Origin of the sequence: Flavobacterium sp. (assembly GCF_044361065.1) — a bacterium.
In the GTDB taxonomy this organism is placed as follows: domain Bacteria; phylum Bacteroidota; class Bacteroidia; order Flavobacteriales; family Flavobacteriaceae; genus Flavobacterium.
This window is the reverse complement of the sequence record NZ_JBIKJI010000008.1, coordinates 1-13,054: the sequence shown is the minus strand read 5'-3', so window position 1 is coordinate 13,054 and position 13,054 is coordinate 1. Positions and strand designations below refer to the sequence as shown.

Genomic DNA, 13,054 nt, shown 5'->3' with positions numbered 1-13,054 from the left:
CTTCATAAACTATATTTGTCTGAATTATTTTTATGAAGCATTTTTTACTTTTATTCATTTTTGGAATTTCGTTTTCACAAAATCAATCGGACGCCTATTATGTAGATGTTCAAGGATTTCGTGGAAATGTTTTCAAACATACACCAGAGGTTAGTCATTTGGCAACCGGACATCCAGAAGGGTTTTTGGTGAGTATAAATAAAAAATCATCAGGTAAAATAGAATGGCAGCAAGTTTATGGTTATCCAGATTATGGAATTTCTTTCCAAGCTATCGACTTTAAAAATAACTATTTAGGTAAAAATTATGCGATAGGGTTACATTATAATTTTTACTTTTTAAAAAGACATTTACTTTTTAGAGTTTCACAAGGAATTGGATTTACAACAAATCCGTACGATAAAGAAACCAATAATAAAAACAACGCTTTTGGTTCAAAGTTATTAGACAACAATTACATTTTATTACAATATCAAAAGCAAAACCTTCTTGGACCAATTGGTTTGCAAACAGGATTTATGCTTACCCATTTTTCGAATGCACGATTTAAAGCGCCAAATAGCGGTATAAACAGTTATTCATTTAATTTTGGATTGAATTATAATTTTGATAAAGACAAAACGATTATAAAAGATAGTTTGCCAAACACAAAATCGTATGCAGAAAAAATTAAATATAATTTAGCCTTTCGAACAGGAATTTCAGAAGCGCCAGTAGTTGGGATTGGTCAGCGTCAGTTTTATCACATTGGTTTATATGCAGACAAGCGATTTAATAGAAAAAGTGCCATACAATTAGGAACAGATGTGTTTTTTTCAAGATATTTAAAAGATTATATTCAGTTTTCTTCAGTAGCCTTTCCAGATAAAAAACCAGTAGACCCAAATACGGATTATAAAAGAATTGGCGTTTTTGTGGGTCACGAATTATTTATTAATAAACTATCCATTGAAACGCAATTTGGATATTATGTATACAAACCTTTTAAATATGATATTGATATCTATCAGCGATTGACGTTAAAATATTATATCAATAAAAATATATTTACAGGAATTGGTTTAAAAACGCATAAAGCAAAAGCGGAAGCGGCAGAACTAACTTTAGGAATACGATTATGATAAAAAAATATATACTTTTTGCTTTTGTGTTATTCCTTTCAGGTTGTGGAATTTCTGAAGATTGTATTAAAAATGCTGGTGATACTGTTACAAAAGAATATGCTATTTCTGATTTCGATAAAATTCGTGTGCATTCAGGAATTTCTTTGGTTGTAAAAGAAGGACCAGATTTTAAAGTCATCATTCAATCAGGCACAAATATAATCGGTAATATTGAAGTAACTAAACAAGGCGATTTTTTAGTAGTAAAAGACAATTCAACCTGTAACTGGACGCGTGATTTTAAAGCTGCAACTGTTTATGTAACGGCACCAAATATTTCCGAAATTCATAGCAAAACCGAACAAGATATTTTTTCAGATGGGACGTTGACTTTTCCAATTCTGAGATTATTTGCTTTAAATGAAGAAGAAGCCGGTACTGGCGATTTCTATTTCAATATAAATAATGCACAAACCGTAATTGAATCTAATCACGTGTCTAATTTTACAATTTCAGGAAATACTGCGGAATTATTGTGTAATTTCTATTTTGGTACGGGTAAATTTATGGGAGAAAATTTCATTTGTCAAAACATAAAAATCTTTCAACGTGGTTCTAACGATATGATTCTAAAACCCATTCAATCTATCTCAGGAAAAATTTTAAATACAGGAAATGTGATTCTGAAAAATAATCCACTAATTATAAATGTAGAACAATTGTTTTCAGGACATTTGATACTGAACTAAGCTTTCGTCTTCTCTCTAAATACTTTCTCTAAATTGCTTCCTAAATCAGCAAGTTGTGCATCTTCCACAATTTTTCCTTTGTGAATAATGATAATTCTATCGCAAATAGCTTGTACTTCCTGCATAATATGTGTAGATAAAAATACGGTTTTATCTTTTCCAATATTTTTAATTAATTCTCTAATTTCAACTAATTGATTTGGATCTAATCCTGTTGTTGGTTCATCTAAAATCAAAACATCTGGATTGTGAAGTAAAGCTGTAGCCAATCCTACACGCTGACGAAATCCTTTAGAAAGTTCGCCAATTTTTTTGTGACATTCTGGAGTTAAACCCGTCAATTCAATCACTTCTTGAATACGAGATTTATCTGTTTTATGAACATCAGCACTAAATTCTAAATATTCACGCACATATAAATCCAAATATAACGGATTGTGTTCTGGTAAATAACCAACCGATTGTTGCACGTTTTTCTGAGCAGAAGTAACGTCAAAACCATTTACAAAGGCTTCACCTTCATCTGCTGTTAAATAAGTAGTCAATATTTTCATTAATGTCGATTTTCCGGCACCATTTGGACCTAAAAAACCTACTATTTCGCCTTTTTTTACAGAAAAACTTACGTTGTCTAACGCTTTTTGTGTTCCGTACGTTTTGGTTATGTTTTTTACTTCTATTGACATATTCTTGTTTTCAACAAAAATAATAAATAAAAGCAATACTTTAATAGATAAATTTAAGTTAATATGGTTTTTATTGTTTAATTTTTTTGTAAATTTGTTCAACAAAATATTTATACTATGGCAGCACCTAAAAAAAAGAAAGTAATTACCGAAGATGTAATTGTTTCTGCATACACTGATTTTTGTTTAACAAACGCAAAAAAACCAAATTCGGTTTATGAATTTGCTAAGTTAAACAATATGGATGAAAGTGATTTTTATCACTATTTTGCTTCATTTGAATTGTTAGAAAAAAACTATTTTGTTTCGATGTTTGCTTATACATTAGAGTTACTTGAAAAAAATGAAGGATATCAATCCTATGATAGTGCTAATAAATTATCTGCTTTTTATTTTACATTTTTCGAAATGGCTACTGCAAATAGAAGTTTTATCATTCATTTATTGAAAGAAGATAAAAACCCAATGAAAAACTTAGGGAAGTTGTCTAAACTTCGCGAAGTATATTTGGATTATGCTCTAACTATTTTGGAAAAGCCAATTAAAATTGAACAAGAAACAGTAGTAAAAATTCAAGATAAAGTATTACAAGAAGCATCTTGGTTGCAATTTTTATCCATCTTCAATTTTTGGATGAACGATGAATCATCCAATTTTGAAAAAACCGATGTATTTATTGAAAAATCAGTAAAAGCGAGTTTCGATTTGGCATATAATATTCCTACACAAAGCATTATTGATTTTGGAAAATTTTTGTGGAAAGAACAAATGAACGGGATGTTTTCAAAATCATAAACACAACATAAAATAATGAAAAAAATAGATAGTATTCCAACAGGAAAGATGGAGCGTGTAACAAAATTAGTTACGACTGGAGTGAAAGTTGGAGGAAATTACCTTAAATATTATGGTGAAAAAGTAGTGAATCCGTCTTTAACTAAAGATAAATTACACGAAAGCAATGCCACAGATATATACGATGGGTTAAAGGAATTAAAGGGAAGTGCGCTAAAAGTTGCACAAATGCTTAGTATGGAAAAAAACTTATTGCCTCAATCTTATGTAGATAAGTTTTCGTTGTCGCAATTTTCTGTGCCGCCATTATCTGCACCGTTGGTTCGAAAAACATTTAAAACCTATTTTAAACAATATCCAGAAGAACTATTTGATACATTTTCTCCAGATTCCATTAATGCGGCAAGTATAGGACAAGTTCACAAAGCAACCAAAAACGGAAAAGAATTAGCTGTAAAAATTCAGTATCCTGGAATACGTGAAAGTATCGGATCTGATATTGCTTTAGTGAAACCAATTGCGGTAAGAATGTTTAATTTGCAAGGAACTTCTGATGAATATTTTCAAGAAGTTGAAGACAAACTTACCGAAGAAACGGATTATAAATTGGAAATATCTCAATCGATGGCAGTAATTATTGATTGTAAGAAAATTGATAACTTATTATTTCCCAACTATTACCCAGAATATTCTTCTGACAAAATTATCACAATGGATTGGATGAATGGAATTCATTTATCTGAATTTTGTTCGAGCAATGCCTCTCAAGAACAACGTGATAAAGTTGGACAAACGTTATGGAATTTCTATATGTACCAAATTCATCAGTTGAAAAAATTTCACGCTGATCCGCATCCGGGTAATTTTTTAGTTGATAAAAACGATAACTTAATTGCGATTGATTTTGGTTGTATGAAGGAAATTCCGAATGATTTTTATGTACCTTATTTTGAAGTGTCTACACCAGATTCTTTAAAAGATATGGACTATTTTACAAAAAAATTATTCGAATTAGAAATATTAAAAACAACAGATTCTCCGAAAGAGTTAGCCTTTTTTACTGATATGTTTCACGAATTATTAAGCGTGTTTACACAACCAATTCAAGCTGAAATATTTGATTTCGCACAACCTGAGTTTCAAGCTCAAATAGCTGCTTTAAGTGAGAAATTCGCAAGTGATAAAACACTACGTAAAATGAATGGAAACCGAGGTTCAAAACATTTTATTTATGTGAACAGAACCTTTTTTGGTTTATATAGTTTGATGTTTGACATCAAAGCAAAAGTAAAAATTAATGATTTCGAAAAATATTTAAATAATTAATACTAATGAAAAACTACATTATAATTGGAGGAAGTAAAGGTGTTGGCGAACAAATTGTAAAAGAATTATCTGAAAAAGGAAATTTTTGTCACGTTATTTCTCGTTCTGAGCCTACTTATGAATTTAATGGAAATTGGCATCAATTAGACGCTTTAGTAGACACGTTGCCCACTATCGATACTGTTGATGGTTTGGTATATTGCTTAGGAAGTATCAACTTGAAGCCTTTTAATCGTTTAAGTATAGAAGATTTTAATTCAGATTTAAATGTGAATTTTTTTGGTGCATTAAAAGCGTTTCAACACTACTTACCTGCGTTAAAAAAACCAGAACAAGCCAGTGTAGTATTCTTTAGTACGGTAGCTGTTCAATCAGGGATGCCATATCACGCAAGTATTGCTGCTGCAAAAGGCGCTGTTGAAGGTTTAGTAAAAAGTTTGGCTGCCGAATTAGCACCAAAAATAAGAGTTAATGCTATTGCGCCATCGCTAATTGATACTCCTTTAGCCGCTGGAATTTTACGTTCAGACCAAATTAGAGAAAATATGATTGCAAAACATCCTTTAAAACGAATATTAAATCCTATTGATGTTTCAAAAACGGCTTGTTTTCTTTTAACTGATAGTTCGAATGGGATAACGGGTCAAATTATCGTTCAAGATAACGGTTTGGTAAGTTTATGTTATTAAATATTTTATATATTTGTAATAGTATAAAAATCGCCACTAAATTATATAACCAATACGTTATATTAAAGTATATAAATTAATAAATCCCGATTTTTTTCGGGATTTTTTATTCAAAAAAAATGGAAATCACAAAAGAACACAAACAATGGTTGGTAGATTTAAAATTAAATCATCCTTTAGTTATAGCTGGGCCGTGTAGTGCTGAAACCGAAGAGCAAGTATTAAAAATTGCACACGAATTAAAAAATTCAGATGTTTCTATTTTTCGTGCTGGAATTTGGAAACCCAGAACACGACCTGGTGGATTTGAAGGCGTAGGTGAAATTGGTCTAAAATGGCTACAAAAAGCCAAAGCAGAAACTGGTTTGTTGATGGCCATAGAAGTTGCCAATGCCAATCACGTAAAATTAGCTTTACAATATGATATTGATGTACTTTGGATTGGTGCAAGAACAACTGTAAATCCATTTGCTGTGCAAGAAATTGCCGATGCATTAAAAAACACAGATAAAATTGTATTGATTAAAAACCCAGTGAATCCAGATTTATCTTTATGGATTGGCGGATTAGAACGCTTATATCAAGCTGGTATTAAAAATTTAGGAGTGATTCATCGAGGATTTTCAACCTATGAAAAAACAAAATATAGAAACAATCCAGAATGGCAAATAGCAATTGATTTACAAAATAGATTCCCGAATTTGCCTTTAATTTGTGATCCATCGCACATTACAGGTAAACGAGATATGATTCAGGAAGTTGCACAACAAGCTTTAGATTTAAATTACGACGGATTAATTATTGAAACTCATTTCGATCCAGATAACGCTTGGAGTGACGCTGCACAGCAAGTAACACCTGCGACTTTGAAACAAATTTTCATCGATTTGAAAATGAGAAAAGAAACAGATGAAAATGCAGAATGGAATAAAGAAATGGCTTTACAACGCGCCTATATTGACGAATTAGACACAAAATTAATTGAAATTTTAGGAAAACGTATGAAGTTAGCAGAGAAAATCGGACAACTTAAAAAGGAGAAAAACGTAGCGATTTTGCAAAACAAACGTTGGAATGAAATTTTAGGAAGAATGATTGTAGATGGCGAAAATAAAGGACTAAACGAAGAATTTGTATTGAAAATTTACAAAGCGATACATCAAGAAAGTATTGCTCATCAGGAAATAGTATTTAAAAGTTAAAAGGCCATAACAACGTTATAGCCTTTTAATTATTATTTATTTTTTTTAAAAATATATCGTGTTATAAAAATCCCTGTTCTATCATCTTTACCTCCGTCACTTTCTGCAGCACTTGACACATTAAATAATTCCCATCCTTCAACACTATATTTATTTAAAAGAGAAGTTATCATAGCATCATTAGAAGCGATATTTTGAAAATTTATTCCAACAAGACTATAAAAATTCAATAAAGTAGATTCTTTTAAATTATCAATTTTCACATCTGATCGATCACTTGTAGTTTTTTCCTTGCCATCAGCAGTTCTAACTGTAGTGAATTGTGTGTAATCTACTTCAGTACCGTTTTCAATAATTCTAGATCTACCTATTCCTCCTGGAACGACTGATTCTATTGAAGTTACAATTTTGTACTCAACTGTTTGTCCGAATGTTGTCATTGTATAAATGCACAATGCACAACTTAAAAATAATTTTTTAATCATAATTTTAGATTTAGGTTATAAAAGCAAATTTAAAAAATAAGAATATAATTTCAAAATTCATTTCAAACGTTTTATTATTTCGTTATCATAAGAAATCTTATATTTGCTATATTAATTTAAAATAATTCATGACAGGAACCGTTTATAAATCTACAGGAAGTTGGTATTACGTAAAATCTGATGATAACCAATTTTATAATTGTCGTATCAAAGGTAAATTTCGTATGAAAGGTATTAAAAGTACCAATCCTATAGCGGTAGGCGATGTGGTAGACTTTGATTTAGACGAAACCGTAGATGAAGTAAACGGAATTATTACGCATATTCACGATAGAAAAAATTATATCGTACGTAAATCGGTAAATTTATCTAAGCAAACACATATTATTGCCTCAAATATTGATATTGGCTTTCTAATTGTGACGATCAACAACCCAATAACTACAACAAGTTTTATTGATAGATTTTTGGTTACTGCAAAAGCATATGGAATTGAAGCGATTTTAATTTTCAATAAAATTGACACCTTTGACGAGGCTACTTTAGAAGAGCAATTGTATTTGCAACATATTTACACCGAAATTGGGTATAAATGTTTGCGTGTTTCGGCAACTGATAATAAAGGCGTTGCAGAATTAATGGATATTATGAAAGGAAAAGTATCTATGTTTTCAGGTCATTCTGGTGTGGGAAAATCAACGTTAGTAAACGCAATTGAGCCTACATTAAAATTGAAAACTAAAGAAATCTCTAATTCCCACGCGCAAGGGCAACATACCACTACTTTTGCTGAAATGTTTGATTTGTCAAATAATATTAGAATAATTGACACACCTGGAATTAGAGGTTTTGGTATGGTAGATATGGAAAAACAAGAGGTTTCAGATTATTTTCCAGAACTTTTTGCTTTAAAAGAAGCGTGTAAATTCAACAATTGTTTGCATAAAGAAGAGCCGCATTGTGCTGTAAAAAAAGCACTTGATGAAGATAAAATTACTTGGAGTAGGTACCAAAGTTATTTAAAAATTTTAGAAGGCGACGAAGAGCAATACCGTAATGATATTTACGGCGAAGACCGAATTGCCAGCGATGAAACCAGAAAATAATTTATAATTTACCATTATTTTGAAAGTAGTAATTCAACGTGTTTCAGAAGCTTCGGTTACAATTGACCAGAATATTGTAGCTCAAATAAATAAAGGACTTTTAATTTTAGTAGGAATTGAATCAGAAGACAATTTGGAAGACATTAATTGGTTGGTTTCTAAAATTGTATATCTTCGTATTTTCGGAGACGAAATGAATGTTATGAACCTTTCTGTAAAAGATAGTAAGGGCGAAATCATTGTGGTAAGTCAATTCACGCTTCACGCGTTAACTAAAAAAGGAAACAGACCAAGTTATATTAAAGCAGCAAAACCAGAAATTGCTATTCCTATATATGAAAAATTCGTACAACTTTTAGAATTGGAATTAGGGAAAAAAATCCAAACAGGACAATTTGGAGCCGATATGAAAGTAGCATTAGTTAATGACGGTCCCGTAACTATTATTATTGATTCAAAAAACAGAGAATAGTATGAAAAATATTTTAATAGAATTTTTAGCTAAATTTATACTTCATAGTACGATTTTTGGCATATTATTGTATTTTCTAAACGATTTAACTATAGAAAAAACCGTACTTACAGCATCTAGTTTCGGACTTATGTTGGCTTTGTTTAATATGTATCAAAATCACAAAAAAAAGAAATAAATGGACATACAAAATGCACAACTTGACGTTGATAATTGGATAAAAAACCACGGGGTTCGCTATTTCAACGAATTAACCAATATGGCACAGCTTACAGAAGAAGTAGGTGAAGTAGCTCGAATTATAGCAAGAAGATACGGTGAACAATCTGAAAAAGAATCGGATAAAAATAAAGATTTAGGCGAAGAATTAGCAGATGTAGTATTTGTCGTTTTATGTTTAGCCAATCAAACTGGAATTAATTTGCAAGACGCTTTTGATAAAAAACTCGACTTAAAAACCAATAGAGACCACGACCGCCATCAGAACAACGAAAAATTGAAGTAATTGTGAATCTAAAAATTCAAAATTCAAAATTCAAAATTCAAAATTTAATTTTGAAAATAACGGGTTCAAAGTCAGAAACGAATCGATTATTGCTGTTACAAGCATTATACCCAAATTTAGTTTTAGAAAACTCATCAACTTCCGATGACTCCGAAGTTATGATAAAAGCTTTGGGCGCCCAATACCCAATACCCAAAACCCAATACCCAAAAATAGACGTTCACCACGCCGGAACAGCAATGCGATTTTTAACTGCCTACTTTGCTGCACAAGACGGATTTGAAGTCCAACTTACAGGTTCTTCAAGAATGAAAGAACGTCCAATTAAAATTTTGGTTGATGCTTTAAATGAGCTTGGAGCTGAAATTTCGTATTTAGAAAAAGAAGGCTTTCCACCATTAAAAATCAAAGGAAAAAAACTTACAGAAAGCAAAGTTTCACTTCCAGCAAACGTGAGTAGCCAATATATTTCTGCTTTGTTGTTAATCGCACCAAAATTAGAAAACGGATTGGAATTAACACTGGAAGGCGATATAACATCGATTTCTTACATAAAAATGACATTGGCATTTTTAAATGAAATGGGTGTAGAAACATCATCTGCAGAAAATAAAATTACAGTAAAGCCGCAATCTGCAATTCAGAATTCAAAATTTACTATTGAATCCGATTGGTCTTCAGCATCGTATTGGTATTCAATTATTGCGCTTTCCGAAATTGGTACGCAAATTACCTTATCAAGTTTTAAAGAAAATAGTTTACAAGGCGATTTTGCTTTAGTAGAAATATATAAAAATTTTGGCGTAGAAACAGTTTTTTATACTAATCATATGCTTTTACGTAAAGTTGAGAACTTAAAACCTGAAACCTTAAACCTGAAACTTAAAAATAGTCCAGACATTGCACAAACTATTGCAGTAACTTGTTTTGGATTAGGAATTAGTTGTCATTTAACAGGTTTGCACACGCTGAAAATTAAAGAAACCGACCGAATTGAAGCTTTAAAAAACGAATTAAACAAATTGGGAGCTGCAATTTCAATTACCAATAATTCATTAGCCCTGGAGCAATCAGAAAATATAAAATCTAACATAAGAATTTCTACCTATCAAGATCACAGAATGGCTATGGCTTTTGCTCCTTTAGCTTTAAAAGTACCAATTATTATTGAAAATGCTGAGGTAGTTTCAAAATCGTATCCTACTTTTTGGGAAGATTTTAAGCAATTCGGTTTTTCAATAGAAGAAAACGCTTCTAATTAGATATCATCTTCTAAATACATTTTTCGGACACGTTTAAATAATTCACTTGAATATACAAAGTCGGTAACAGCGGCGTTATCGGTTTTAAAGATTTCTTTGTTAGAACCTTCCCATTCTAATAAACCGTTTTTTAGAAATACAATTTTTTCTCCAATTTCCATTACAGAATTCATATCGTGCGTGTTTATCACAGTAGTAATGTTATATTCTTTAGTAATTTCTTGAATTAAATTATCAATTACAATTGCCGTTTTTGGGTCTAAACCAGAATTTGGTTCGTCACAAAATAAATATTTCGGATTATTTACAATCGCTCTTGCAATCGCCACACGTTTTTGCATTCCTCCAGAAATTTCAGATGGTTTTTTATGATTGGCATTAACCAAATTCACTCTATCAATCACAAAATTCACTCGTTCTTTAATTTCAGAGGGCGATTTATTAGTGAACATTTTTAATGGAAAACCTATATTTTCTTCCACCGTCATACTATCAAATAAAGCACTTCCTTGAAAAACCATTCCAATTTCGGTACGAATGTCTCGCTTTTCATCTTTATTTAACTCTTTATAAATACGATTATCGAACGAAATATAACCGCTATCAATTTCGTGAACGCCTAATAATGATTTTATAAAAACCGTTTTCCCAGAACCACTTTGACCAATGACTAAACTGGTTTTGCCAGCTTCAAAACTTGTCGAAATGCCTTTTAGAATCATTTGATCACCAAAACTTTTTTGAATGTTATGTACTTCAATCATTAGCTTAAAAGTAATTGAGTTAAAATATAGTTCATTAAAATAATTACTACCGAGGTCCAAACAAACGATACCGTACTTGCCTTACCAACTTCTAACGCACCACCTTTCATATAAAAGCCGTGAAAAGAAGGAATTGTAGCTAACAAAAAGGCAAACATTAAAGTTTTAATAAACGCATAAACAATATGGAAAGGAATAAATTCTTTTTGAAGTCCTATTATAAAATCGGTGCTTGAGGTAAAATCGCCATAAACGCCTGCCAAATAGCCGCCAAAAATACCTAAAAACATAGCAATTCCAATTACGAAAGGATATAATAAAACCGCTATCATTTTTGGAAAAACTAAATAATTTAACGCGTTTACACCCATAACTTCTAAAGCTTCTATTTGCTCCGTAACGCGCATAGATCCAATACTTGACGTTATAAACGAACCCATTTTTCCCGCCATAATGATAGAAATAAAAGTAGGGGCAAATTCTAACACAATTGATTGACGTGTAGCAAATCCAATTAAATATTTTGGTATCAGTGGATTGGTTAAGTTTAATGCCGTTTGAATTGCAACAACACCACCCACAAAAAACGAAATGAAACATACAATCCCCAAAGAATCAATAATCAAATCGTCAATTTCTTTTAGGATAAGTTGTTTCATCACAGACCATTTTACAGGACGATTAAACACCTCTTTTAGCATTATAAAATAACGACCAATTTGCGATAAATATCTAACGAGCATCATTAATTAGGGTACGATTTATTTGTTTTAGTATTCAGTAAAAATACTGTTTTAATTTTATTTTAATAGTTTAAAACAACTTTTCTTTCATTTTTTTCCATCTATAATTTCTAATCCATTTGGCTTGTTCTGGAGTAACAAATAAAGGTTTTTCTGAAGATTTTGATTTCCAAAAACCCATAATATAATCAATAAATAAAAAAGGTTTTCCTTTTCTTGAAGATAATTTTAAAGAGGCAACTGCGGTTATAATAAATCCATAACCTAAACTGTAAAAGGCTTCACCTTGCTTATATCTTGCGGCTTTAGTATAACTGGCTCCGGTTGGTTTTAGGTGCTTTACGTGTAAACTTTCATCAGTAACGACTTTCCAATTGTAAAATTTACATAATAATTCGTCCACGGTATCCCAACCCATCGCAGGTTTTAATCCACCAATTTGCTTATATGTTTCTTTTCTATATGCTTTTAAAGCCCCTCTAATATGGTCTTTATCGGTTAAGTTTTCTAAAATCCAATCGCCATTTTTTTCAATATAGCAAAAACCACCAACCATTCCAATTGTTGTATCAGATTGAAAATGTTTTATAATGGTTTCGAAATAATTATTTGGAAAAATCAAATCGGCATCCACTTTCACAATAATATCGTATTGGTCATCAATGTGTTTTTCTCCTTCTTGAAACGCTTGAATTACTTTGCTTCCAGGAAGATGAATGGCATCAGATTTTTTATTTACTAAAGAAATAAACGGAAATTTTTCGGAAAAAGAAGATACAATTTCTGCAGTTTTATCTGATGAATTATCATTTACTACAATAATTTTCGATGGCAAAACGGTTTGTGCTAACAAAGATTGTAATGTTAAAGCCATAAATGCTTCTTCATTGTAAGCCGGAATGATAATATAGTATTTCATATTGAAAAATTCCAATTTTTAAAAATTCCAAATTCCAACTTAAATAGTAGAGTAATTTGGGATTTGGGATTTATATTTTGGGATTTCGTTCTGCGTAAACCAAATAATATCTCGGAGTAAACCATCTCAATAAAGGACGAAAACCAATTTTCTTTACAGGATGTGTAAATTTAACACGATCTACAATTTGAAATCCTGTTTTTTCTAGTAACCAGTCCAATTGCCAATCTTCAAATTCGTGATAATGT

General features: G+C 31.0%; 14 protein-coding genes and 2 pseudogenes. 10 read left to right on the top strand and 6 right to left on the bottom strand.

Annotated features, from left to right (window positions below; genetic code table 11):
* Positions 1–32 precede the first annotated feature (32 nt).
* Both ACIQ11_RS01170 and ACIQ11_RS01165 read left to right on the top strand, forming a co-directional pair.
* Positions 33–1,121, top strand: coding sequence for an acyloxyacyl hydrolase (locus ACIQ11_RS01170; protein ID WP_396152031.1), 1,089 nt, complete (start codon positions 33–35; stop codon positions 1,119–1,121).
* Complete coding sequence (locus ACIQ11_RS01165; RefSeq protein ID WP_396152029.1) at positions 1,118–1,852, top strand: head GIN domain-containing protein; 735 nt, start codon at positions 1,118–1,120, stop codon at positions 1,850–1,852. Before ACIQ11_RS01170 ends, ACIQ11_RS01165 begins: the two co-directional genes overlap by 4 nt.
* 32 nt (positions 1,853–1,884) lie before the next feature.
* On the opposite strand, the pseudogene ACIQ11_RS01160 reads toward ACIQ11_RS01165, so the two are convergent.
* Positions 1,885–2,538: pseudogene (locus tag ACIQ11_RS01160) on the bottom strand (ATP-binding cassette domain-containing protein); the annotation flags it as partial.
* Between the two features lie 117 nt (positions 2,539–2,655).
* Here ACIQ11_RS01160 and ACIQ11_RS01155 point away from each other — a divergent pair.
* The 4 genes from ACIQ11_RS01155 (at position 2,656) to ACIQ11_RS01140 (ending at position 6,550) form a co-directional block, all read left to right on the top strand.
* Positions 2,656–3,333, top strand: coding sequence for a TetR family transcriptional regulator C-terminal domain-containing protein (locus ACIQ11_RS01155; RefSeq protein ID WP_396152027.1), 678 nt, complete (start codon positions 2,656–2,658; stop codon positions 3,331–3,333).
* A gap of 15 nt (positions 3,334–3,348) precedes the next feature.
* The gene (locus ACIQ11_RS01150; RefSeq protein WP_396152025.1) at positions 3,349–4,659 is read left to right on the top strand and encodes an ABC1 kinase family protein; all 1,311 of its coding nucleotides are present in this window, start codon (positions 3,349–3,351) and stop codon (positions 4,657–4,659) included.
* A 5-nt stretch (positions 4,660–4,664) separates the two neighbouring features.
* Positions 4,665–5,348: an SDR family NAD(P)-dependent oxidoreductase gene (locus ACIQ11_RS01145; RefSeq protein WP_396152022.1), complete on the top strand. Its 684-nt coding sequence runs from the start codon at positions 4,665–4,667 to the stop codon at positions 5,346–5,348.
* 119 nt (positions 5,349–5,467) lie between these two features.
* The gene (locus tag ACIQ11_RS01140; RefSeq protein ID WP_396152019.1) at positions 5,468–6,550 is read left to right on the top strand and encodes a chorismate mutase; all 1,083 of its coding nucleotides are present in this window, start codon (positions 5,468–5,470) and stop codon (positions 6,548–6,550) included.
* A gap of 32 nt (positions 6,551–6,582) precedes the next feature.
* On the opposite strand, the gene ACIQ11_RS01135 is transcribed toward ACIQ11_RS01140, so the two are convergent.
* Positions 6,583–6,990 (bottom strand): hypothetical protein, encoded by a 408-nt coding sequence (locus ACIQ11_RS01135; protein ID WP_353076663.1) that lies wholly within the window; start codon positions 6,988–6,990, stop codon positions 6,583–6,585.
* A 173-nt stretch (positions 6,991–7,163) separates the two neighbouring features.
* Between ACIQ11_RS01135 and rsgA the strand changes: the two genes are divergently transcribed.
* The 4 genes from rsgA to aroA all read left to right on the top strand — a co-directional run bounded on the left by rsgA (position 7,164) and on the right by aroA (position 10,380).
* Positions 7,164–8,141, top strand: a complete 978-nt coding sequence (gene rsgA, locus ACIQ11_RS01130; RefSeq protein ID WP_396152016.1) for a ribosome small subunit-dependent GTPase A — start codon at positions 7,164–7,166, stop codon at positions 8,139–8,141.
* A 19-nt stretch (positions 8,142–8,160) separates the two neighbouring features.
* On the top strand, positions 8,161–8,613 hold the full coding sequence (dtd, locus tag ACIQ11_RS01125) for a D-aminoacyl-tRNA deacylase (RefSeq protein ID WP_396152014.1): 453 nt from the start codon (positions 8,161–8,163) through the stop codon (positions 8,611–8,613).
* Positions 8,614–8,791: 178 nt separating this feature from the next.
* The gene (locus ACIQ11_RS01120) at positions 8,792–9,118 is read left to right on the top strand and encodes a nucleotide pyrophosphohydrolase (protein WP_353076667.1); all 327 of its coding nucleotides are present in this window, start codon (positions 8,792–8,794) and stop codon (positions 9,116–9,118) included.
* 2 nt (positions 9,119–9,120) lie between these two features.
* The gene (gene aroA, locus ACIQ11_RS01115; protein ID WP_396152012.1) at positions 9,121–10,380 is read left to right on the top strand and encodes a 3-phosphoshikimate 1-carboxyvinyltransferase; all 1,260 of its coding nucleotides are present in this window, start codon (positions 9,121–9,123) and stop codon (positions 10,378–10,380) included.
* Here aroA and ACIQ11_RS01110 read toward each other — a convergent pair.
* The 4 genes and pseudogenes from ACIQ11_RS01110 to ACIQ11_RS01095 all read right to left on the bottom strand — a co-directional run.
* A complete protein-coding gene (locus ACIQ11_RS01110; RefSeq protein ID WP_291240955.1) occupies positions 10,377–11,144 on the bottom strand; it encodes an ABC transporter ATP-binding protein in 768 nt (255 codons plus the stop codon). The two genes, aroA and ACIQ11_RS01110, sit on opposite strands and share 4 nt — an antisense overlap.
* A complete protein-coding gene (locus ACIQ11_RS01105; protein WP_396152010.1) occupies positions 11,144–11,890 on the bottom strand; it encodes an MlaE family ABC transporter permease in 747 nt (248 codons plus the stop codon). Before ACIQ11_RS01105 ends, ACIQ11_RS01110 begins: the two co-directional genes overlap by 1 nt.
* A 67-nt stretch (positions 11,891–11,957) precedes the next feature.
* Positions 11,958–12,806, bottom strand: coding sequence for a glycosyltransferase (locus tag ACIQ11_RS01100; protein WP_396152008.1), 849 nt, complete (start codon positions 12,804–12,806; stop codon positions 11,958–11,960).
* 70 nt (positions 12,807–12,876) lie between these two features.
* Positions 12,877–13,054: pseudogene (locus ACIQ11_RS01095) on the bottom strand (methyltransferase); the annotation flags it as partial.